This is a genomic window from Pseudomonas sp. RHF3.3-3 (assembly GCF_048069595.1).
Lineage (GTDB): Bacteria > Pseudomonadota > Gammaproteobacteria > Pseudomonadales > Pseudomonadaceae > Aquipseudomonas > Aquipseudomonas fuscovaginae_B.
Genome location: NZ_CP182250.1, coordinates 5,017,000 through 5,038,250, shown reverse-complemented (window position 1 = coordinate 5,038,250; position 21,251 = coordinate 5,017,000). Strand labels below are relative to the sequence as shown.

The window sequence follows — 21,251 nt, the reverse complement described above, 5'->3', positions numbered from 1 at the left end:
CGCCCCTCAGCGGGTTTCGTTGAACAGTTCGCGGCCGATCAGCATCCGGCGGATTTCGCTGGTGCCGGCACCGATTTCATAGAGCTTGGCGTCACGCAGCAGGCGGCCGGCAGGGAATTCGTTGATGTAGCCGTTGCCACCGAGGATCTGGATCGCCTCGAGGGCCATCTGGGTTGCCCGTTCGGCGGTGTAGAGGATCACCCCGGCGGCGTCCTTGCGTGCGGTCTCGCCGCGCTCGCAGGCGCGGGCCACGGCATACAGGTAGGCGCGGCTGGCATTGAGCTGGGTGTACATGTCGGCGACCTTGCCCTGGATCAGCTGGAACTCACCGATGCTCTGGCCGAACTGCTTGCGGTCGTGGATGTAGGGCAGCACCAGGTCCATGCAGGCCTGCATGATCCCGGTCGGGCCGCCGGCCAGTACCACGCGCTCGTAGTCCAGGCCGCTCATCAGCACCTTCACGCCGCCGTTGAGGGTACCGAGGATGTTTTCCTCGGGGACTTCGACGTCATCGAAGAACAGCTCGCAGGTGTTGGAGCCACGCATGCCCAGCTTGTCGAACTTGTTGCTGCGGCTGAAGCCCTTCCAGTCGCGTTCGACGATGAACGCGGTGATGCCGTGGGGTCCCTTTTCCAGGTCGGTCTTGGCGTAGATCACGTAGGTGTTGGCGTCGGGACCGTTGGTGATCCAGGTCTTGCTGCCGTTGAGCGCGAAATGGTCGCCGCGCCTGTCGGCGCGCAGTTTCATCGATACCACGTCGGAACCGGCGTTGGGCTCGCTCATGGCCAGGGCGCCGACATGTTCGCCGCTGATCAGCTTGGGCAGGTACCTGGTTTTCTGCGCGTGATTGCCGTTGCGGTTGATCTGGTTGACACACAGGTTGGAGTGGGCGCCGTAGGAGAGGGCGACCGAGGCCGAACCGCGGCTGATTTCTTCCATCGCCACCACGTGGGCCAGGTAACCCAGGCCGGCACCGCCGTATTCCTCTGCTACGGTGATACCCAGCAGACCCATGTCGCCGAACTTGCGCCACATGTCGGCGGGAAACAGGTTGTCCGTGTCGATCTGCGCGGCCCGCGGCGCCAGTTCCTGGGCGACGAAGCCCTGCACCTGATCACGGAGCATGTCGAGGGTTTCGCCGAGGTCGAAGTTCAGGGTCGGATAGCTCATGGGGTCGCCTTTTGTTATGGGGAGTTGTGCGTTTTGCTTACCTTTACGTTAACGTAAACCTGATGGCGTTGACTGTCAATCGAGCCAGGATGACGAGCGGGGAGGGGGCAGGCGGGAGTGGGTTGCGAGCAGGGGGGCAAATGGCAGAAACACGAAGGGGAGCCGAAGCTCCCCTTGAATGCGTTTGCGTGCTCTTTTCTTGTTATTGAGGGGCGGCCTGTTGTTGTTTTTGTCGACCGTGGCCCTGGACCGCTGTTTTTGGCGACCCCCATCCGGGGTCAAAGAGCAAACATATTTTTTTGAGCGCTGATCTGCCCTATCAGGAGATCCAACCAGTTCGGGCGCTACCTTGAGGTAGTTTTATTGTTCTCTGCCCGGTTGCGGGTGACCCGGAGGTTCCCTGAAAGCACACCGACTTCAAAAGAATCTGTTAGCTGCGTCTCTGCCGTGTTGTTCTTGTTATGTCAGAGCCGATACGTCTTATTTTTATGGGTTCGCTGCTTTTTTGTTCTTGTTGTGCCAGAGATATAGCAGGTGGCGTGCCAACTTTTTAAAATCCTTTAAAATCAATGGCTTGATTGTTTTGTAGGACAATCGTCCGTCGGCAAAATCGCCGAATCTGTTTCCGTGTTACTCGTTTGTGTTTCCAGCCGGTAACACCCTGACACACTCAGCCCGCCTGCCGCGCCCTGGCGACCCGCGAACCGGTCGCACGGCCCAGTACCGCGCAGATCTCCTGGCCGGCCAGCAGCAGCCGGTCGAGGTCGACCCCGGTGCCGATACCCAGGCCGTCTAGCATGTAGAGCACGTCTTCGGTGGCGACGTTACCGCTGGCGCCCTTGGCATAGGGGCAACCGCCGAGGCCCGCGATGGAGCTGTCGAACACCTGGATGCCTTCGAGCAGGCTGGCGTAGAGGTTGGCCATGGCCTGACCGTAGGTGTCGTGGAAATGTCCGGCGAGCTTTTCCCGCGGGACGCTGGCGGACACCACTTCGAACATCCGGCGGGTCGCGCCGGGTGTGCCGGTGCCGATGGTGTCGCCCAGGGACACTTCGTAGCAGCCCATGGCATACAGCTCGCGGGCGACCGCGGCGACCTGCTCGGCGGCCACCGCGCCTTCGTACGGACAGCCCAGCACGCAGGAGACGTAGCCGCGCACGGTCACGCCGTGCTGGCGGGCGGCGTCCATGATCGGCGTGAAGCGCTCAAGGCTTTCGCTGATGGAGCAGTTGATGTTGCGTTGGGAGAAGGCCTCGGATGCGGCGGCGAACACGGCCACCTCCTTGACCCCGGCGGCCACGGCATCCTCGAAACCGCGCAGGTTCGGCGCCAGGGCGGCATAGGTGACGCCGGGCTTGCGCTGGATGCCGGCGAAGACCTCGGCGGAGCCGGCCATCTGTGGTACCCATTTGGGCGAGACGAAACTGCCGACTTCGATGTAGTCCAGGCCGGCATCGGTGAGGCGGTCGACCAGGCGCACCTTGTCGGCGACGCTGATGGGCTGGGCTTCGTTCTGCAGGCCGTCGCGGGGACCGACTTCGACCAGGCGTACGTGGGTGGGTAGGGACATGGACGGGTACCTTCTGGAATGTGGTGGGCCGGTGCCCCCACAGGGTAGGGGGGCGATCTATTCGACGGTCTGGGCCAGCGCCTGGATGCAGCGTTCTTCGGCGGTGTCGAGCTCCAGTTGCATCTGTTCGATGTCCAGCAGTTGCTGTTCCAGCTGCGCGCGGCGTTCGGCGATTTTCGCCAGCATGCTGTTGAGCTGTTTCTGGTTGCCGCCGCAAGGGTCGTACAACTCGATCAGTTCGCGGCACTCGGCGAGGGAAAAGCCGATGCGCTTGCCGCGCAGGATCAGTTTCAGGGTCACCTTGTCACGGGCCGAGTAGACGCGCTCCAGGCCGCGGCGCTCGGGGGCGAGCATGCCCTGTTCCTCGTAGAAGCGGATGGCCCGGGTGGTGATGTCGAGCTCGCGGGCGAGGTCGGAGATGCTGTAGGTCTGGCTGCTCATGAAAGCGCTCGGAAAAGATCATGTGGCCCTAAGCTAAAGGCGGCTTGACGTATACGTCAAGCTGAAGGCGGGCAAGCCCGTTCGCCATGGGCCTGCCCGTCGCGGGGCGATGGTCGCTCAGGCCTTGTCGAGCTTCTTCTCGTGGGCGGTGACCTGCTGGCAGAGTTCGATGATCTGCTCGCGCATCCAGCGGTTGGCCGGGTCCTGGTCGGTGCTTTCGTGCCAGTAGAGGTGGGTTTCCACCGGTGGCACGTCGTTGACCGGCAGCGTGAAGTAGTGCAGTTCGTGTCGGCGGGCGAAACGCTCCGGCACGGTCATGACCATGTCGGTCTGCTGCAGGACCTGCGAGGCCATCAGGTAATGCTGCGAGCGCAGGGCGATCTTGCGCTGGATGCCCATCTTGCCCAGGGCCAGGTCGACGTAGCCGAGGCCGTTGCGGCGGCTGGAAATATGGATGTGGGTCAGCCCCAGGTAATCGTCCAGGGCCAGCCTGTCCTTGCCCGCCAGCGGGTGGCCCTTGCGCATGGCGCACACGTAGTGGTCTTCCATCAGGCGTACGTGACGCACCTGCGGGTCGGTGTTGAGCGGGGCGTCGACGGCGAAGTCGATGCGGCCGGCGGCCAGTTCCTTGGTGGTCTCGCGGCGCTTGGACAGGAAACTCTCGATCGCCACGGTCGGCGCCAGGCGGCGCAGGCGCTGGAACAGCGGCGGCAGGATCACCGCCTCGGTGAGGTCGGTCATGCTGATGCGGTAGGTCTTGTTCGCCTGCAGCGGGTTGAAGATGCGGCTTTCCTGGACCGACGTGCGCAGCAGCGACAGGGCGTTGCGGACCGGACCGATGATGTTCTGTGCCATCGGCGTGGGCACCATGCCCTGGGCGGTACGCACGAACAGCGGATCGTTGAAGGTTTCCCGCAGGCGCGCCAGGGCGTTGGACACCGCCGGCTGGGTGATGCCGACGATCTGCCCGGCACGGGTCAGGTTGGCTTCGGTGTAGATGGCGTCGAAGACGATGAAAAGATTGAGGTCGACCTTGCTCAGATTCATTTCGCGGCGCTCTTATTGTCAGTATTCGATCAGCCGATCATATATCGGTGATGAATGTTAATACACGCCGAGAATAGCTTTGGTAAATTTTCGTAGCCGGTACTAGCATCGATCCCATGTCTCCAACCACCTGTTCAAGAAGGTAGCTGCCCATGGATTTCGCCTATTCGCCCAAGGTCCAGGAACTGCGTGAGCGTGTCACCGCGTTCATGGACACCTATGTCTATCCGGCCGAACCGGTGTTCGAGCGTCAGGTCGCCGAGGGCGATCGCTGGCAGCCTACCGCGATCATGGAGGAGCTCAAGGCCAAGGCCCGTGCCGAGGGCCTGTGGAACCTGTTCCTGCCGGAGTCCGAACTGGGCGCGGGGCTGACCAACCTGGAGTACGCGCCGCTGGCGGAGATCATGGGCCGCTCGCTCCTGGGGCCGGAGCCGTTCAACTGCTCGGCGCCGGATACCGGCAACATGGAAGTGTTGGTGCGTTACGCCAATGAGGAGCAGAAGCAGCGCTGGCTGGAGCCGCTGCTGCGGGGCGAGATCCGCTCGGCGTTCGCCATGACCGAACCCGACGTGGCTTCCTCCGATGCCACCAACATGGCCGCCCGTGCGGTACGCGACGGCGACCAATGGGTGATCAACGGCAAGAAATGGTGGACGTCGGGTGCCTGCGACCCGCGCTGCAAGATTCTGATCTTCATGGGCCTGAGCAACCCGGATGCGCCGCGTCATCAGCAGCATTCGATGATTCTGGTGCCGGTCGATACCCCCGGCGTGAAGATTGTCCGGCCGCTGCCGGTGTTCGGTTACGACGATGCGCCGCATGGCCATGCCGAAGTGCTGTTCGAGAATGTGCGGGTGCCTTACGAAAACGTGCTGCTGGGTGAGGGCCGTGGCTTCGAGATTGCCCAGGGGCGCCTGGGCCCGGGGCGGATTCACCACTGCATGCGTTCGATCGGCATGGCCGAGCGCGCGCTGGAGCTGATGTGCAGGCGTTCGGTCAACCGTACCGCGTTCGGCAAACCGCTGGCGCGACTGGGCGGCAATATCGACAAGATCGCCGATTCGCGGATGGAGATCGACATGGCCCGCCTGCTGACCCTGAAGGCGGCGTACATGATGGATACCGTGGGCAACAAGGTGGCGAAAAGCGAGATTGCCCAGATCAAGGTGGTGGCGCCGAACGTGGCCTTGAAGGTCATCGACCGGGCGATCCAGATCCATGGCGGGGCGGGGGTCTCGAATGATTTCCCGCTGGCCTACATGTATGCGATGCAGCGCACCCTGCGCCTGGCCGACGGACCGGATGAGGTGCACCGGGCGGCGATCGGCAAGTATGAGATCGGCAAGTATGTGCCGCGGGAGATGATGCGCAGCGGGCATTGAGACCGCGTCGCCTTTTTCGCGGATGAGTCCGGCTCCCCAGGGGACGCGTTGCGCCCACGTGCAGGATTGATCCGCGAACCGGGCCCCGAGGTCTTCAGTAGACCCACACCTCCACCCGGCGGTTCTTGATCCGGCCTTCATCGGCGGTATTGGCCGCCACCGGCATCTGTTCGCCGAAGCCGAGGATGTCGCGCAACACCACGCCACCCTTGAGCAGTTCCCGGCGCACCGCCATTGCCCGCAGCCTTGAGAGCAGTTGTGCCCGCTGCGGGTCGCTCTTTGCGTCGCCGAATCCCACCAGGGTCACCCGGTCGTTCAACTTGCCGCGCTCGCGCAGGTAATCGAGTACCCGCTGCAGATCCTGGCGGGCCTTGTTGTCCAGGCTGGCGCTGCCCTCCTCGAAGCGAAAATTCACCGACAGGCGCTGGGCCCGTTTCGCCAGCGCCTGGTAGTCGGCGGGCATCTGCGCGCCGGCCTGCACTGACATGGCCTGTACCTTCTGCGCGATGAAACCGTTGCGGGCGACGATCGCCTGGCCGGCCCGGCTCTGGGCGAATTGCACCAGCGACTGGGCCCAGGGATTGGCGCTGTCCGGCGGCAGGTAGAAGAACAGTCGGCGCGACAGCGGATAGTCCTCGGTAGCGATCAGGCTGGCCAGCGGCAGCATCGGCTGCGAGTCGCCATCGACGATCGCCACGGCCTTGGCCTGGCGCACATAGGGCAGGCCGATGAAACCGATGCCGGCACGGTCCTGGCTCACCGCATCGGACAACTGCTCGCTGGACTCGAAGCGCCTGGCCGCACTGGCCAGGGCCTTGCCGTGTCGCGCCAGGACCAGCTCGCGGAAGGTGTCCCAGGTACCGGACCGGTCATCGCGGACATACAGATGGATCGGCCCGCCGATGCCGCCCAGTTCCTCCCAGGTTTTCACTTCGCCGCTGAAGATCCGCGCCAGCGTCGCGGTATCGAGCCGGGTCAGCGGGTTCTGCGGGTGCAGGATGATCGCCACGCCATCGATGGCGATCACCTGTTCGGCGTCGGGGCTTTTCAGGTCGCCGAGGTTTTCCAGGGCCTGGCGTTCGCTGTCCTTGATCGGCCGGGACGACGCGACAAGGTCGGCGGTGCCGGCCTTGAGGGCGGCAAAACCGGTGCTGGAACCATGGGCGGCGACTTCCACGCGCACCCGTCGCCCCTGCTCGGTGGTGGCCAGGACCCGCTGTTCGTTGTCCTTGCCGGTGGCGGCGTCATGCACGCCGTGCAGGCCCTGTTCCAGCAGCCAGCCCTTGACCAGAGCGGGGCCGAGGCTGGCGCCGATGGTGTTGGAGCCCTGGATGCGCAGCACCAGACCGTCCTCGGGGGGCGCGGGGAGGGTGGCCTGGGCCAGGGGCGCCAGGGTCCAGAGAAGCAGCAGGGAGAGCGCACGCAACATGGCGGCGGCACCTTCAGAAAACACAAGTGCGGCAAGAATGAGTCAGGGAGGTTGCAGAAAGATGACGAAGCGGTTGGCGCGCTGCGGGAGCCAGGCTTGCCCGCGCGCGGACAAGCCCAGCCTGGAAGGAGCGGATCAGCTCAGTTCCAGCCAGATCGGCGCATGATCGGACGGCTTTTCCATGCCGCGCAGTTCATAGTCGACCCCGCCGGCCTTGACCCGCGACAGCAGGCCGTTGGAGGCCAGGATCACGTCGATGCGCAGCCCGCGCTTGGGCTCGTCCTCGAAGCCGCGGCTGCGGTAGTCGAACCAGCTGAAGCGGTCGTTCACCTCGGGGTGCAGGTGGCGGAAGCTGTCCACCAGCCCCCAGCTCTTCAGGCGCCCCAGCCATTCGCGTTCTTCCGGCAGGAAGCTGCACTTGCCGGTCTTAAGCCAGCGCTTGGCATTGTCGGCACCGATACCGATGTCGCTGTCCTCGGGGGAAATGTTGATGTCGCCCATCACCACCAGCGGCGCGTCGTTGCGGAAGCGGCTCTCCAGCAACTGTTGCAGGTCCTGGTAGAACTTGGCCTTGGCCGGGAACTTGGTCGGGTGGTCGCGGCTTTCGCCCTGGGGGAAGTAGCCGTTCATGATGGTCACCGGGTTGCCGTTCTCGTCGGCGAAGGTGCCCCAGATGAAGCGGCGCTGGGCTTGCTCGTCGTCGCTCTCGAAGCCCTTGTGCAGGCTCAGTGGCGCCTGGCGCGAGAGCAGGGCGACGCCGTAATGGCCCTTCTGCCCGTGGAAGCTGACGTGGTAGCCCAGGGCCTCGATTTCCGCCTGGGGAAACTGGTCGTCGGAGACCTTGGTTTCCTGCAGGCCGATCACGTCCGGCTGGTACTTTTCGATCAGCGCCGCCAGCTGATGGGGTCGGGCGCGCAGGCCGTTGATGTTGAACGAGACGATCTTCATGGGCGGCAGTCCTGGCAAAACAGCGATGCTAGCCGACAAGTCGGATCCGGGCCAGCGTGGCGGTAGGACAAATGCGCTGCTAACGTTTTCTATCAGGCATGGCCGCAGAGGTGATTTGAACTGTCGGACGGCTTCAGCGTTCGTAAACGACAGCCAGCCATGCCCACGCAGCGTCCAGGGAGAGTGACCCCAATGCCCGACATTCCAGAAACCACGGCCGCCATTCACCTGCTCGACAGCGGTTATTCGCGCGAAGCCCGCTCCTTGCTGTATCACGCCTATCGCCACGAACCGACCTTCGGCTACCTGTTCGAGTCCGAGCGCGCCGGTTACGAACAGCGCGTGCGGGCCACCGTGCGGGAGCTGGTCAAGCAGCATTTTTTCCAGGAACTGCCGGCCATCGGCCTGCTGGTCAACGACCGGCTGATCGGTATCGCCCTGATCGCGCCGCCGCTACGGCGCCTGGGCATTACCGAAAGCTGGGCCTGGCGCATGCGCATGCTGCTCAGCACCGGTTTCAAGTGCACCCGGCGGTACCTGGACTATCACCAGGCGGTGCTGGCCTGCATCCCTTCGACGGCTGTGCACGTGCTGCCGCTGCTGGGGATTCATCCGCAGTTCCAGGGCCAGCACTACGGCGAGCAACTGTTGACGGCGGTGCACAACTGGTGCGCCGAGGACGAGCATTCCCAGGGGGTGGTCCTCGATACGGGCAACCCGCGTTATCTGGCGTTCTACAAGCGCCAGGGTTATGAGGAAATTGGCGAGGTCGCTGTAGGACCTATCCTTGAGCACGTGTTCTATCACGCCAATCCACAGGTGTTACAAACAGCAACGGCTTGAGTGTCGAACTTTTAAACGCTGTCGGGGTTCTATGACGGTCCCCAGCCCGTGGTAGCATCCGCGCCTATGACGTTTTCAGGAAGAGTTACCAGCGGCCTGCTCCTGCTTCTGTGCAGTACGGCAGCGCTGGCACAGAGTGAACTCGATGTTCGGGTCAAACCGGCCAACGATGAGTTGAAGTCCAATGTGGAAGGTTATATCGGCAGCCTCGGCGATCGTGGCGAGCGTGCGCTCGAACGCTTCAGCCGGGGGGCCGAGGAGCAGGCGCGCAAAGCGGCCCAGGCCCTCGGCTACTACCAGCCGCGCATAGACAGCGAGGTCGAGGGCGGCAAGACGCCGCGGTTGATCCTCAACATCGATCCCGGCGAGCCGGTGCACCTGCGCAATGTCACGGTGCGGATCGACGGGCCCGCCGCCAGTCTCAAGGCCTTCCGTGTTCCCAAAAGCGATGCGCTGCGTCCTGGCGCCGTGCTCAATCACGGTCATTACGAGGACGCCAAGCGGCTGATCCAGAACCAGGCCTCGCGCTACGGCTTCTTCAGCGGGCGTTTCACCTCACAGAAACTGCTGGTGGACCCGCAGGCCGGCGTAGCCGATATCGAGCTGGTCTACGAAAGCGGCCCGCGTTATGTCCTGGGCAAGGTGCAGTTCTCCGGCGACACGCCGTTCGACGAGGACCTGCTGCAACGCATGGTGCCGTTCAAGCCCAATACCCCGTACGACTCCGAGCTGATCGCCGAACTCAACCAGGCCCTGCAATCGAGCGGCTACTTCGAGGGCGTGCGGGTCGACGCCGTGCCGACCGCCGCCACTGCCCAGGTGATTCCGGTGGATGTCCAGCTGGACACCCGCAAGCCCCGCACGCTCGGCCTCGGCCTCGGCTTCTCGACCGACGTCGGACCGCGCGGCAAGGCCAGCTGGACGCGGCACTGGGTCAACGGCGAAGGCGACAGCTACGGCATCGAAAGCGAGATTTCCGCGCCGCGGCAGAACATCGGCGTGTGGTACGACCATCCGCTGGACCCGCCGCTGACCGACAAGCTGCGCTGGGCGGCCGGTTACCAGTATGAAGAGCTGGCCAACACCGACAGCCTGAGCAAGCTGCTCACCGTCGGCCCGGAGTGGCACAGCAAGCTGCCCAACGGCTGGCAGCGGGTGATCTCGTTGAAATGGCAGCGCGAGGAATATCGCCTGGGCGACGACTCGGGCCTCAGTACCCTGCTCATGCCCGGCGTCAGCTACTCGTACCTGCGCAGTGACAACCGTATCGACCCGCACAACGGCTACCGCCTGCAGTTCGATGCCAAGGTCGCCAAGGAAGGGCTGGGCTCGGACAACAATCTGTTGTACGGCACCGCCTTGCTCAAGGGCCTGACCACGGTCTGGGACAGGCACCGGTTTCTCGGTCGGGTGCAGTTCGGCGGCAGTGCCACCAACGGCTACAAGTCGGTGCCGCCGTCATTGCGCTTCTTCGCCGGTGGCGACCAGAGCGTACGTGGCTACGAGTACCAGACCCTGTCCCCGGAGAACTCCGAGGGTGACCGGATCGGTGGCCGCTACATGGTCGCCGGCAGCCTCGAGTATCAGTACTCGATTGCCGACAAGTGGCGGGTCGCGACCTTCGTCGACCAGGGCAACTCGTTCAACACCCTGGACTTTCCCAGCCTGAAGACCGGCGTCGGTATCGGCGTGCGCTGGGTTTCGCCGGTCGGGCCGATCCGTCTCGACCTGGCCCATGCCCTGGATGATCCGGGCGGTATTCGTCTGCACTTTTCCATGGGGCCTGAGTTGTGACGCGTGGTTTGAAAATTTTCGGCCTGGTGCTGCTTGCGCTGGTCCTGCTCATGGTCGTGAGTGTGACGACCCTGTTGGGCACCCAGGGTGGCAGCCGTTGGCTGCTGGCGCAGGTGCCGGGGCTGACGGTGGACAACTTCCAGGGGCGCCTGGGCGGCCAGTGGAGTGCCGATCGGTTGCGCTGGGAGCAGGACGGCAGTCGCGTCGAACTGAGCCAGCCACGCTTCGACTGGTCGCTGCCGTGCCTGGCGCAACTGAGCCTGTGTATCGATCAACTGGAGGTCGAGCGGGTCGAGCTGCAGTTTCCACCGGGCGGGCAGGCGGCCGATAGCGGGCCGCTGACCCTACCGGATCTGCACCTGCCGCTGAGCGTCCGTCTCGGCCAGGTACGGGTCGGCAGCCTGCTGCTCGATGGCAGCGAGCAGTTCCGTGAGCTGCAACTGGCGGCCCACTGGACCGCGGCCGGCCTGCAGATCGACACCCTGCATGTACGCCGCGACGATCTGAGCCTGGAACTGTCGGGCTTGCTGCAACCGGTGGCCCAGTGGCCGCTGACGTTGCAGGGCCGGCTGATATTGCCGGCACCCGGCGATACGCCCTGGGCGCTGGCCCTGGCTATCCAGGGCGACCTGCTCAAGACCCTGAACCTCAAGGCCGACAGCAGCGGCTATCTGCAGGGGCAATTGACCGGCCAGTTGCAGGCCCTGGCGCAGAACCTGCCGGCCCAGGTGAAGATCACCGCCGACGGCTTCAAGGCCAGTGCCGACCTGCCGGATACCCTGCAACTCAACCAGTTGGAACTGACCGGTAATGGCGACCTGAAGAACGGCTACCAGTTGCAGGGCAAGGCCAGCCTGCCGGCCGAGCAGGGGGCGGTCGGCCTGCTGCTGAACGGCCGGGTCGATGCCAAGGGCGCGCAGATCGATGCGCTGGAACTGGATGCCGGCGCCGACCAGCACCTGAAGGTCAGCGGGCAACTGGACTGGCAGAAGGGCTTCAGCGCCGATGGCACGGTCGACTGGCTGGACTTTCCCTGGCATCGCCTCTATCCGCTGGTCGACGAACCGGCGGTCAAGGCGCGGACCTTCGTCGGCGAGGTGCACTACACCGATGGCAACTACCTGGGCAACTTCAAGGCCGACCTCGATGGCCCGGCCGGGCGTTTCAGCCTGCTCAGCCCGTTCAGTGGCGACCTGCAGCAGATCGCCCTGCCCCAGCTCGAACTGACGGCGGGGCAGGGCAAGGCCAGCGGCTCGCTCAAGCTGCAGTTTGCCGACGGGGTGGCCTGGGACACGGCGCTGGACCTCAGCGCGCTCAACCCCGCCTACTGGGTGGCGCAGTTGCCCGGTACCCTGGCCGGCCCATTGCGCAGCAAGGGCGAGTTCAGGAATGAACGGCTCGAGCTGAGCGCCGATATCGACCTCAAGGGCAAGTTGCGCGGGCAGCCGGCGGTGCTCCAGGCCAAGGCTGGCGGCAGCGGCGAACAATGGACCCTCGGTGCCCTGGATGTTCGCCTGGGGGACAACCGCATCACTGGCAATGGCCGCCTGCAGCAGCAACTGGCCGGCCAGCTCGACCTCAATCTGCCGCGTCTGGGCCAGCTGTGGCCGCAACTGCGGGGCCAGCTCAAGGGCCGCGTCGACGTCGCCGGCAGTCTCAAGGCGCCCCAGGGCAAGCTCAGCCTGCAGGGGCAGCAACTGGCATTCGCCGATAACCGCCTGCAGAGCCTCAGCCTCGATGCCAACCTCGACCAGGCCCAGCGCGCCCGCCTTGAGCTCAAGGGCAACGCGATCCAGCTCGGCGAAACCGACTTGGGAAACCTGCACGTCAGCGGCAACGGTGATCTCAAGCGCCAGCAGGTGCAACTGGACCTGCAAGGCCCGCTGTTGAAGTTGGCGCTGGGTGTCGACGGTACGCTGGACCGGGGCAACTGGCGCGGGCGTCTGGCTTCGGGCGATATCCGCACCGGCGGGCAGGATTGGACGTTGCAGGGGCCGGCGAAGCTTGAGCGCCTGGCCGACGGTCGCCTGACATTCGGTGCCCACTGCTGGGCCTCCGGCGAAGCCAGCCTGTGTGGCGAGGACCAGCGACTGCTGCCCGAACCCAGGTTGCGCATGCACCTCAAGCAATTCCCGCTGGAAAGCCTGGCGCAGTGGATGCCTCGGGATTTCGCCTGGCAGGGCCGGCTCAATGCCGACCTGCAACTGGACCTGCCGGCCAGCGGCCCGAAAGGCCGGATCCTGGTCGATGCCAGCGGCGGCACCTTGCGCGTGCGCGAGAAGCGTCGCCAGTGGCTGGAGTTCCCTTATGAAACCCTCAGGCTGACCAGCGACCTGGCGCCACGGCGGGTCGACACCAGCCTGGATTTTCGCGGTGGCAGGCTGGGCGAACTGACCCTGCAGGCGCAGATCAATCCGCTGGCGAGGAACAAGCCGTTGAGCGGCGATTTTCGTCTCAGCGGCCTCGATATCGCGGTGATCCGGCCGTTCGTGCCGATGGTCGAGAAGCTGGCCGGGCGCCTGGATGGCAGCGGGCGGCTGTCCGGCGGGCTGCTGGCGCCGCAGGTCAACGGCAACCTGCTGCTCAGCGATGGCGCGGTGTCGGGGCCGGAGTTGCCGACCACCCTCAGCGACCTGCGGGTCCAGGCGCAGATCGCCGGGGAAAATGTCCAGCTCAACGGTAGCTGGAAGGGCGGCGAGTCTGGCCAGGGCAGCCTGAGCGGGCATATCGGCTGGGCCGAGGCCCTGGCGGTGGACATCGCGCTCAAGGGCGAGCAGTTGCCGGTGAACGTCGAACCCTACGCGGCGTTGCAGGTGGCGCCGGACCTGCGCATCACGATGCACGGCGACAGGTTGGCGGTGGTCGGCAAGGTGCTGGTGCCCAAGGGCGAGATCACCGTACGCGAGCTGCCGCCATCGACGGTGAAGGTCTCGGACGACACGGTGATCGTCGGGCACCAGACCGAGGAGGGCAAGCCGCCACTGGCGATCGCCATGGACATCGATGTCGTGGTGGGCCAGGACAAGCTCAGTTTCAGCGGTTTCGGCCTGACCGCGACCTTGCAGGGGCAGGTGCACATCGGTGACAACCTCGACACCCGTGGCGAGCTGCGCCTGAACGATGGGCGGTACCGCGCCTACGGGCAGAAGCTGAGCATTCGCCGTGCGCGCCTGCTGTTCGCCGGCCCGGTCGACCAGCCGTACCTGGATATCGAGGCGATCCGCCAGACTGGTGACGTCATTGCCGGGATTCGCCTCAGCGGCAGCGCCGAGCAGCCGACCACGCAGGTCTTCTCGGAGCCGGCGATGAGCCAGGAACAGGCGCTGTCCTACCTGGTGCTGGGACGGCCGTTGAGCACCACCGGCGAAGACAACAACATGCTCGCCCAGGCGGCACTGGGGCTGGGGTTGATGGGCAGTTCGTCGGTGACCTCGGACTTGGCGAACAAACTTGGCGTGCAGGATTTCGAGCTGGATACCCAGGGCAGCGGCAACAAGACGGCGGTGGTGGCCAGCGGCAAGATCACCGAGAAGCTGAGCCTGCGCTACGGGGTCGGGGTGTTCGAACCGGCCAACACCATTGCCTTGCGTTACCTGTTGAGCAAGCGGGTGTACCTGGAGGCGGCGAGTGGTGTGGCCAGTTCGCTGGATATCTTCTACAAGCGCGATTTCTAGTGTTTGGCTGGGGGCCCGTGTTGGATGCTTCGCGGGCAAGTCCTGCTCCTACAGCGGCGAGTCGCAAACAAACCTTGCGCACGCCTGCGCCCTGTAGGAGCCGGGCTTGCCCGCGAAAGCGACCCCAGGACCGCATGCTGCTCCAGGCCTAGCGATTGAGCCCCTGCATCACCGCCTCCGCATAACGGCTACCGGCCGCCGCGTCCATGGGGAACACCTCGTCCAGCGCCCGCAACTCGGTAGCGCTCAGCCGTACTTGCAGCGCCGCGACATTCTCTTCCAGGTACTTGCGCTGCCGGGTCCCGGGAATCGGGATCAGGTAGTCACCCTGGGCCAGCACCCAGGCCAGCGCCAACTGGCCGGTCGTGACGCCTTTTTCTGCCGCCAACGCGCGGACCTGCTCGACCAGTTGCAGGTTTTTGGCGAAGTTCTCGCCCTGGAAACGCGGGTTGTCGCGGCGGAAGTCGTCGGCGGCAAAGTCCTCCGGAGTTTTCAGCGACCCGGTCAGAAAACCACGCCCCAGCGGGCTGTAGGGCACGAACGCGATTCCCAGCTGTTGGCAGGCCCGCAGGCAGCCATTGTGCTCCGGGTCGCGGCTCCATAACGAGTACTCGCTTTGCAGGGCGCTGATCGGATGGACCTTGTGCGCCCGCTCCAGGGTGCTCGCCGAGGCTTCGCTCAAGCCCAGGTAGCGCACCTTGCCGGCCTTGACCAGCTCGGCCATGGCGCCGACGGTTTCCTCGATGGCCACCTGCGGGTCGACCCGGTGCAGGTAGTACAGGTCCAGGGTGTCGATGCCCAGGCGCTGAAGGGTACCGTCGATGGAGCTGCGTACATACTCCGGCCGCCCGTTGACCCCGCGCAGCGCGGGGTTGGCCGGATCGCGCAGGATGCCGAACTTGCTCGCCAGGAACACCTGGTCGCGCTTGCCGACCATGGCCCGGCCGATCAGTTCCTCGTTGCGGTAGGGGCCGTACATGTCGGCGGTATCGAACAGGGTCACGCCCAGTTCGAGTGCCCGGTGCAGGGTGGCGATGGCTTCGCGGTTGTCGTTGTCAGTGTTGCCGGTGGTGTAGAAATCGCTCATGCCCATGCAGCCCAGGCCAATGGCGGAAATCTGCGGGCCGTTCTTGCCCAGTTGGCGAGTTTGCATCGCTGACGCTCCGTTGAGGTGAGGTTGGCCCATTTTGGTCCTCGACAAAAAGCCGATAAACCGGCTAAAAGTGTTATCACTGTTTGTATTTTCCAAATAATCTTTGCCAAAGAATGGACGGCCAATGGACCGCTTCAACGCCATGCGCGTGTTCACCCGGATCGTCGAGCTGGGCGGTTTCGCCAAGGCCGCCGACAGCCTGCAACTGCCGCGGGCCTCGGTGACGATCCTGGTCAAGCAGTTGGAGGCGCACCTGGGCGTGCAACTGCTGCACCGCACCACCCGCCAGGTCAGCACCACCCTCGATGGCGAGGCCTACTACCGGCGTTGCGTGCAACTGCTGGCGGACCTGGAGGAGACCGAGGCGGTATTCCGTTCCGCGCGCCTGAATCCCCGTGGCACCCTGCGGGTCGATATGCCGGCGGCCATCGGCCGCTTGATCGTGATCCCGGCCCTGCCGGAGTTCACCGCGCGTTATCCGCTGATCGAGCTGGAGATCGGCCTGAACGATCGCCCCGTCGACCTCATTCGCGATGGGATCGATTGCGTGCTGCGCGGCGGCGCGGTGCTGGATGAGTCGCTGGTGGCGCGACCGCTGGTGACCATCGAGCAACTGCTCTGCGCCAGCCCGGCGTACCTGCGCGAGCAGGGCGTGCCGCAGTCGCTGGAGGCGCTGGCCGGGCATCGCATGGTCGAATACTTCTCCAGCGTCAGCGGCAGGCGTTATGGCCTGGACATTCTGCGCGACGGCCAGGTGGAGGAACTGCACCTGCCCAGGCAGCTCTCGGTGAGCAGTGCCGATGGCTACCTGGCGGCCTGCGAGGCCGGGTTCGGCCTGGTGCAGATTCCCTACTACCATGTGGTCGAGCAATTGCGTGACGGGCGGTTGTGCGAGGTGCTGCCGGGGCTTGCGCAACCCGGTTTGCCGCTGGCGGCGCTGTACCCGCCACACCGACAGTTGTCGCAACGGGTGCGGGTGTTCGTCGACTGGCTGGTGGAGGTGTGTGCCCGGCCGGGCATCGGCTTCAAGCGTTGAGGGCAAGGGCGCAACAGAAACGAAACGGGTGAGCTGTCGGCTCACCCGTGAATGTCAGCGATGGTAGTAGCCTGGGCCGCCACCGTAATAGCCGGGGCCGCCGTAGTAGCGGTGGTCATGCCAGCCACCGTGGTCGCGCGGCATGATGATGCAGCCGCTCAGTGACAACAGGATCAACGCGGGAATCAGCAGTGTGATTCGACGAAACATGGACACATCCTCATGGTTGAAGGCGGGCAGCGAAAACTCCTGCTCGCCTGTATCATGAGACTGCGTTTTGGTCGGCTTATTCGTCGGGCACTGTAGGTGCTTGGCATGAGTGTCGATACAAAGCGGATACATTTCACCCGAAGCCCGGCGTTCCGGGCTTCCTTCAGGATACATGCAATGACCCAGGCACAACGTTTGAAATACTCGATTCTGGTCGTCCTGGTAGTACTGGGGATCATGTTCGGCCTCACCTACCTGCAGAACATCGGCGTGATCAGCGAGAAGCTGTTCCAGTACATCGCGATTGGCGTGGCGGTGGTGGTGGTGATCATCAACGGCGTGATGCGCCGCAAGGTCAAGCCCTGAAGGCCGGCGCCGCCGGCCCGCAACGGGCGGCGTGCCGACGATGAACGATAACGCGGTATATCTCCATGCCGCGTTGTCGAGTTTCAGTCCTGTTGTTCCAGCGCCGTCAGGGCGTCGGGATGCAGGCTGTAGGTCTTGTCCGTGTTCAGCACCACCACGCCCTCGCTGCACAGGCGCTTGAGCACTTCGCGCACGCTGAGAAAGGACAGCGGAATGTCCAGTTCCAGCAGGTGGCCGTGAACGCCGCGTACGCCCAGGCGTCGCTGGCCGTCGCCGACATTGAGCAGGGCATCGATCACCTTCAGCCGGATCAGGCTGGTGCGCAGGCCAAAATGCTTGAGCAGTTGGCGAATGCGCTCGTTGCCATTGCGCTCGGCAGGTTTGGCAAACATGGCGCCCGAGCTGTAGGTGGGATCGCGTTGCAAGGAAATACCGTCCGTTGGCCTGTGCTGGTCGTACATGCGAAAAACTCCTTTTCAGAGCCTGATCAGGAAAGTGATGTCTGCTCTCTTTGGATAAAGACGAACGAGGCGGATAAATCATGAAGCTTCGTATGTAGAAAATTTGTCGACATCAGGTCACAGCCGTGTTGTCGGGCTGAACTGCAGCTGTCTGGCCGGCTAAATTTATGCAGTTCCGTTCGTTTCTAAGGGCAGGCATCGGCTGCCCCGTGCTTTGGCGTGGGCGCCGGTTTTTCCAGGCGTCCGAGAGGGGCGAGCCCCGCGCGGCCTGGTTTTCGACGGTCTTATCAGGAGTCTGCGTGATCATTTCCCGGCCATTTCCCAGGTGCTGTCTTGCAACGTTGTTGATCGGCCTGAGCCTGGGCGCCCATGCCCGTTCCCAGGGAGCCGATACCCAGGGGGGCCAACTGAGTGCCGATATCCGCCGCACCACCTTCGGCGTCCCGCATATCCGGGCCAGCGACGAGCGTGGCCTGGGCTACGGCATCGGTTACGCCTATGCCCAGGACAACCTGTGCCTGCTGGCCAATGAAATCGTCACGGTCAATGGCGAACGGTCGAAGTTTTTCGGCCCGCACGAAACCACGGTCGAACAGCGGGACAACCTCGCCAGCGACCTGTTCTTCAACTGGTTCAACAGCCCGGCGGCGGTCTCCGCGTTCTGGCAGGCGCAGACCCCGCCGATGCAACAGCGGATCGAAGGGTATGTCGCCGGTTACAACCGCCTGTTGCGCGAGCGCCAGGCCGAGGGCTTGCCGGTGCAGTGCCAGGGGGGCTGGGTCCGACCGATCACCGTGCTCGACCAGGTCAAGCTGACCCGCCGTCTGCTGGTCGAAGGTGGCGTCGGGCAGTTCGTCGAGGCCCTGGCCGCGGCGGCGCCGCCGGAGCAGACCGCACAACGGCCGTCGGCGGCGTTCCAGGTGGCTGCCGAGCGCATGCAGCGGTTCGCCCTGGACCGTGGCAGCAACGCGGTGGCGATCGGTGGCCAGCGCTCGTTCAACGGTCGTGGCCTGCTGCTGGGCAACCCGCATTTCCCATGGGTCGGCGGCATGCGTTTCTACCAGATGCACCTGACTATTCCCGGCCAGCTCGATGTGATGGGCGCGGCGCTGCCGGGCCTGCCGTTGGTCAACATCGGTTTCAGCCGACACCTGGCCTGGACCCATACCGTCGATACGTCCAGGCACTTCACCCTGTATCGCCTGCAACTCGACCCCAAGGACCCGACCCGCTACCTGCTCGACGGCAAGTCCAGGGCCATGGACAAGCGCCAGGTGACCGTCCAGGTCAGGCAGGAGGACGGCAGCCTGAAGCCGGTCTCGCGGCTGGTCTACAGCTCGGTGTTCGGCCCGGTGGTGCAATGGCCCGGCAAGCTCGACTGGAATCGCGAGGTGGCGTTCAGCCTGCGTGATGCCAACCAGGATAACGACCGGGTATTGCAGCAGTGGGCTGAAATGAATCGCGCCGACAGCCTCAAGGCGTTCCAGGCGGCGGTGCACAGGATCCAGGGGATTCCATGGGTCAACACCCTGGCGGTGGATGATCGTGGGCAGGCGCTGTACATGAACCTGTCGGTGGTGCCGTACGTGGATGCCGACAAGCTGCGCGAGTGCAGCGATCCGCGGGCTGGCTACGAGATGATCGTGCTCGACGGCTCGCGCCGTGCCTGTGCCTGGCGTGTCGCCGCGAATGCCCCCCAGAAGGGGATTTTCCCGGCGAGCCGCCTGCCGCAACTGGAGCGCGGCGACTATGTGCAGAACTCCAACGACTCGGCGTGGATGGTCAACCCGGCGGCGCCGCTCAAGGGGTTTTCGCCGCTGATCAGCCGCGAGGACCAGCCGTTGAGTCCGCGTGCACGTTTCGCCCTGGAGCGACTGGAGCGCCTGAAGCAGGACGGGCCGGTCAAGGTCGAGGACTTGCAGGCGATGGTGATGGACAACCAGGTCTATCTCGCCAGCCAGGTGCTGCCGGATCTGCTGCAGTTCTGCAGCGCCGACCTGGGGGCGGACGCCGCGACCCTGGCGCCACTGTGTGCCAGCCTCAAGAGCTGGGACCGGCAGGCCAATCTGCAGAGTGGCGTGGGGTTCGTGCACTTCCAGAACGTCATGGCGCAGTTGCTCGAACAGGAGGATATCTGGCGAATCGGATTCGACCCGGCCAACCCCCGGCATACGCCGCGTGGGCTGAACCTCGGGCAGGCGCAGGTGGCCAGTGCCGTGCGCGAGGCGATGCTGGCGTCGGTGGCGAGCGTGGACAAGGCGGGACTGACGGCTGACACGCAGTGGGGCGATGTCCAGCAGGTCGGCCTGGGCGGGCACCCGGTGCCGGTGCATGGCGGGCCGTCGACGCTGGGTGTGTATAACGCGATCCAGAGTGTGCCCGCCGAGGGCGGCAAGCGGGAAGTGATCAGTGGCACCAGCTATCTGCAGGTGGTCAGCTTCGATGAGCAGGGGCCACGGGCGCTGGGGTTGCTGGCACCGTCATTGTCCAGCGATCCGGCGTCGGCGCACTTCCGTGACCAGACCGAGGCGTTCTCGCAGAAGGCCTGGAGTGTGCTGCCGTTTACCGAGGAGCAGATCAGGGCTGACAAGGAATATCGGCTGCAGGTGATTGGCGAGAAGTACTGAGGCAGGCCATTGCCATAAGGGTGGGCTTCCACGGATGGCCTGAGCAGGCTGCTCAGGCCTTGGGCTTTTCCCGCGGGATGGCGTTGAGCACCGGATTGCCGTCCTTGTTCTGGGTCAGGTAGACCGGCAGGACCTTGGGCAGCGAGATGACCAGTTTCTTCACCTCGGCGGTGCTGTAGATCCCGCCGATGCGGATCCCGCCGGTGTCCGCATCGGCCAGCAGCACTGGCATGGCCAGGTAGCGGTTGATCAGCGGCAGGGCGTCGGCCAGGCTCAGGTTGTCGAGGATCAGCTTGCCGTTGCGCCAGGCCAGGGACGTGTCATTGGCATAGGTCTGGCTGATCTGCGGCTCATAGTCGCCGGCCTTGTAGCGCGCCTGCATGCCCGGATCGAGGCGGTAGCCGCCGGGCTGGCTGCTGTCGCTGTTGACCAGCACGGAACCTTGCAGCAAGGTCACCCGCACCTGGTCCTCATACATCCAGACGTTGAAGCGGGTACCGGTGACCCGGATCTGGCCCTTGGCGGCCTTCACCACGAAGGGGTGCTCGGCGTCATGGCTGACGTCGAAAAAGGCTTCGCCCTTGTTCAGCGTGACCCGCCGTTGATCCTTGTAGTTGCTGTAGGTCAGCTGGCTGCCCAGGTTCAGTTCCACCTGGCTGCCATCGGCGAGGGTGATGTGCTCGACCCGGTTGCCGGCTTCGAAGGTCTGGTAGGAGCTGGGTATCCAGCCCAGGCTCCAGCCGATGTAACCGGCCAGGGGAATGGCCAGCAGGCTGCTGGCCGCCACGCCATAACGCGACCAGTGGCGGCGCTTGACGGGCAGTGGAATGACTTCAGCCTGCGGCGGCCGCGGCAGGTGGTCGGCGACCTCCCAGATCTCCAGCATCGCCTCGTATTCGCTGGCATGCAGCGGGTCGGCCTTGAGCCAGGCGGCGAATTGCTCCCGTTCGGCATCCGTACAGTCCTGCTCATGCAGACGCATGCACCAATGCGCGGCGGCATCGGTGATCGCGTCGTACTCGGCTTCTGAGAGGATCTGCTCTGTCATTGACTCTTCCCTATTTCATACATTCTAACCTTCCCCGGTGCCTGCCGAGAAC

Annotated in this window: 17 protein-coding genes; 7 read left to right on the top strand and 10 right to left on the bottom strand. The window is 64.5% G+C overall.

From position 1 onward, the window contains the following. Positions 1–6: 6 nt before the first annotated feature. From ACMGT0_RS22085 to ACMGT0_RS22070, 4 genes are all read right to left on the bottom strand, one after another. The gene (locus tag ACMGT0_RS22085; RefSeq protein WP_416769784.1) at positions 7–1,170 is read right to left on the bottom strand and encodes an isovaleryl-CoA dehydrogenase; all 1,164 of its coding nucleotides are present in this window, start codon (positions 1,168–1,170) and stop codon (positions 7–9) included. Between the two features lie 670 nt (positions 1,171–1,840). Next, complete coding sequence (locus ACMGT0_RS22080; protein WP_054060328.1) at positions 1,841–2,740, bottom strand: hydroxymethylglutaryl-CoA lyase; 900 nt, start codon at positions 2,738–2,740, stop codon at positions 1,841–1,843. Positions 2,741–2,797: 57 nt separating this feature from the next. Next, positions 2,798–3,181, bottom strand: coding sequence for a MerR family transcriptional regulator (locus tag ACMGT0_RS22075; protein WP_054060327.1), 384 nt, complete (start codon positions 3,179–3,181; stop codon positions 2,798–2,800). 117 nt (positions 3,182–3,298) lie between these two features. Further along, positions 3,299–4,228: a LysR family transcriptional regulator gene (locus tag ACMGT0_RS22070; protein ID WP_054060326.1), complete on the bottom strand. Its 930-nt coding sequence runs from the start codon at positions 4,226–4,228 to the stop codon at positions 3,299–3,301. Between the two features lie 152 nt (positions 4,229–4,380). On the opposite strand from ACMGT0_RS22070, the gene ACMGT0_RS22065 reads away from it, so the two are divergent. Next, positions 4,381–5,610 carry an acyl-CoA dehydrogenase gene (locus ACMGT0_RS22065; RefSeq protein WP_054060325.1) on the top strand — a complete coding sequence of 410 codons (1,230 nt, stop codon included), beginning with the start codon at positions 4,381–4,383 and terminating at the stop codon, positions 5,608–5,610. 94 nt (positions 5,611–5,704) lie between these two features. Here the strand turns inward: ACMGT0_RS22065 and ACMGT0_RS22060 are convergent, their stop codons facing one another. Together ACMGT0_RS22060 and xthA are read right to left on the bottom strand one after the other, a co-directional pair. Beyond that, entirely contained in the window at positions 5,705–7,039 is a 1,335-nt protein-coding gene (locus tag ACMGT0_RS22060; RefSeq protein WP_054062822.1) for a substrate-binding domain-containing protein, read from the bottom strand. A gap of 135 nt (positions 7,040–7,174) precedes the next feature. Next, the gene (xthA, locus tag ACMGT0_RS22055; RefSeq protein ID WP_273822497.1) at positions 7,175–7,987 is read right to left on the bottom strand and encodes an exodeoxyribonuclease III; all 813 of its coding nucleotides are present in this window, start codon (positions 7,985–7,987) and stop codon (positions 7,175–7,177) included. Positions 7,988–8,179: 192 nt separating this feature from the next. On the opposite strand from xthA, the gene ACMGT0_RS22050 reads away from it, so the two are divergent. The 3 genes from ACMGT0_RS22050 (at position 8,180) to ACMGT0_RS22040 (ending at position 14,298) form a co-directional block, all read left to right on the top strand. Continuing rightward, positions 8,180–8,830: a GNAT family N-acetyltransferase gene (locus ACMGT0_RS22050; protein WP_054060322.1), complete on the top strand. Its 651-nt coding sequence runs from the start codon at positions 8,180–8,182 to the stop codon at positions 8,828–8,830. A 66-nt stretch (positions 8,831–8,896) separates the two neighbouring features. Next, the gene (locus ACMGT0_RS22045; RefSeq protein WP_416769782.1) at positions 8,897–10,624 is read left to right on the top strand and encodes an autotransporter assembly complex protein TamA; all 1,728 of its coding nucleotides are present in this window, start codon (positions 8,897–8,899) and stop codon (positions 10,622–10,624) included. Further along, entirely contained in the window at positions 10,621–14,298 is a 3,678-nt protein-coding gene (locus ACMGT0_RS22040; protein WP_054060320.1) for a translocation/assembly module TamB domain-containing protein, read from the top strand. Before ACMGT0_RS22045 ends, ACMGT0_RS22040 begins: the two co-directional genes overlap by 4 nt. A gap of 148 nt (positions 14,299–14,446) precedes the next feature. On the opposite strand, the gene ACMGT0_RS22035 is transcribed toward ACMGT0_RS22040, so the two are convergent. After that, entirely contained in the window at positions 14,447–15,451 is a 1,005-nt protein-coding gene (locus ACMGT0_RS22035) for an aldo/keto reductase (RefSeq protein WP_416769781.1), read from the bottom strand. 124 nt (positions 15,452–15,575) lie between these two features. Between ACMGT0_RS22035 and ACMGT0_RS22030 the strand changes: the two genes are divergently transcribed. Continuing rightward, complete coding sequence (locus tag ACMGT0_RS22030) at positions 15,576–16,487, top strand: LysR family transcriptional regulator (RefSeq protein WP_054060318.1); 912 nt, start codon at positions 15,576–15,578, stop codon at positions 16,485–16,487. Positions 16,488–16,541: 54 nt separating this feature from the next. Here ACMGT0_RS22030 and ACMGT0_RS22025 read toward each other — a convergent pair whose 3' ends face one another. Next, the gene (locus tag ACMGT0_RS22025; protein WP_192842770.1) at positions 16,542–16,697 is read right to left on the bottom strand and encodes a hypothetical protein; all 156 of its coding nucleotides are present in this window, start codon (positions 16,695–16,697) and stop codon (positions 16,542–16,544) included. A gap of 177 nt (positions 16,698–16,874) precedes the next feature. On the opposite strand from ACMGT0_RS22025, the gene ACMGT0_RS22020 reads away from it, so the two are divergent. Further along, complete coding sequence (locus ACMGT0_RS22020) at positions 16,875–17,063, top strand: hypothetical protein (RefSeq protein WP_054060316.1); 189 nt, start codon at positions 16,875–16,877, stop codon at positions 17,061–17,063. Between the two features lie 83 nt (positions 17,064–17,146). On the opposite strand, the gene ACMGT0_RS22015 is transcribed toward ACMGT0_RS22020, so the two are convergent. Beyond that, the gene (locus ACMGT0_RS22015; protein WP_054060315.1) at positions 17,147–17,524 is read right to left on the bottom strand and encodes a fe2+ zn2+ uptake regulation protein; all 378 of its coding nucleotides are present in this window, start codon (positions 17,522–17,524) and stop codon (positions 17,147–17,149) included. A 299-nt stretch (positions 17,525–17,823) separates the two neighbouring features. On the opposite strand from ACMGT0_RS22015, the gene ACMGT0_RS22010 reads away from it, so the two are divergent. After that, positions 17,824–20,151, top strand: a complete 2,328-nt coding sequence (locus ACMGT0_RS22010; protein ID WP_416769780.1) for an acylase — start codon at positions 17,824–17,826, stop codon at positions 20,149–20,151. Between the two features lie 52 nt (positions 20,152–20,203). Here the strand turns inward: ACMGT0_RS22010 and ACMGT0_RS22005 are convergent, their stop codons facing one another. Further along, positions 20,204–21,199, bottom strand: coding sequence for a FecR family protein (locus tag ACMGT0_RS22005; protein WP_416769779.1), 996 nt, complete (start codon positions 21,197–21,199; stop codon positions 20,204–20,206). Positions 21,200–21,251: the final 52 nt, after the last annotated feature.

What these genes read in the sequence shown, in the direction of transcription:
- ACMGT0_RS22035 (WP_416769781.1), bottom strand. Translation starts at nt 15,451, where the DNA reads ATGCAAACTCGCCAACTGGGCAAGAACGGCCCGCAGATTTCCGCCATT.
- ACMGT0_RS22085 (WP_416769784.1), bottom strand. Translation starts at nt 1,170, where the DNA reads ATGAGCTATCCGACCCTGAACTTCGACCTCGGCGAAACCCTCGACATG.
- ACMGT0_RS22015 (WP_054060315.1), bottom strand. Translation starts at nt 17,524, where the DNA reads ATGTACGACCAGCACAGGCCAACGGACGGTATTTCCTTGCAACGCGAT.
- ACMGT0_RS22005 (WP_416769779.1), bottom strand. Translation starts at nt 21,199, where the DNA reads ATGACAGAGCAGATCCTCTCAGAAGCCGAGTACGACGCGATCACCGAT.
- ACMGT0_RS22020 (WP_054060316.1), top strand. Translation starts at nt 16,875, where the DNA reads ATGACCCAGGCACAACGTTTGAAATACTCGATTCTGGTCGTCCTGGTA.
- ACMGT0_RS22025 (WP_192842770.1), bottom strand. Translation starts at nt 16,697, where the DNA reads ATGTTTCGTCGAATCACACTGCTGATTCCCGCGTTGATCCTGTTGTCA.
- ACMGT0_RS22030 (WP_054060318.1), top strand. Translation starts at nt 15,576, where the DNA reads ATGGACCGCTTCAACGCCATGCGCGTGTTCACCCGGATCGTCGAGCTG.
- ACMGT0_RS22045 (WP_416769782.1), top strand. Translation starts at nt 8,897, where the DNA reads ATGACGTTTTCAGGAAGAGTTACCAGCGGCCTGCTCCTGCTTCTGTGC.
- ACMGT0_RS22060 (WP_054062822.1), bottom strand. Translation starts at nt 7,039, where the DNA reads ATGTTGCGTGCGCTCTCCCTGCTGCTTCTCTGGACCCTGGCGCCCCTG.
- ACMGT0_RS22080 (WP_054060328.1), bottom strand. Translation starts at nt 2,740, where the DNA reads ATGTCCCTACCCACCCACGTACGCCTGGTCGAAGTCGGTCCCCGCGAC.
- ACMGT0_RS22070 (WP_054060326.1), bottom strand. Translation starts at nt 4,228, where the DNA reads ATGAATCTGAGCAAGGTCGACCTCAATCTTTTCATCGTCTTCGACGCC.
- xthA (WP_273822497.1), bottom strand. Translation starts at nt 7,987, where the DNA reads ATGAAGATCGTCTCGTTCAACATCAACGGCCTGCGCGCCCGACCCCAT.
- ACMGT0_RS22050 (WP_054060322.1), top strand. Translation starts at nt 8,180, where the DNA reads ATGCCCGACATTCCAGAAACCACGGCCGCCATTCACCTGCTCGACAGC.
- ACMGT0_RS22065 (WP_054060325.1), top strand. Translation starts at nt 4,381, where the DNA reads ATGGATTTCGCCTATTCGCCCAAGGTCCAGGAACTGCGTGAGCGTGTC.
- ACMGT0_RS22075 (WP_054060327.1), bottom strand. Translation starts at nt 3,181, where the DNA reads ATGAGCAGCCAGACCTACAGCATCTCCGACCTCGCCCGCGAGCTCGAC.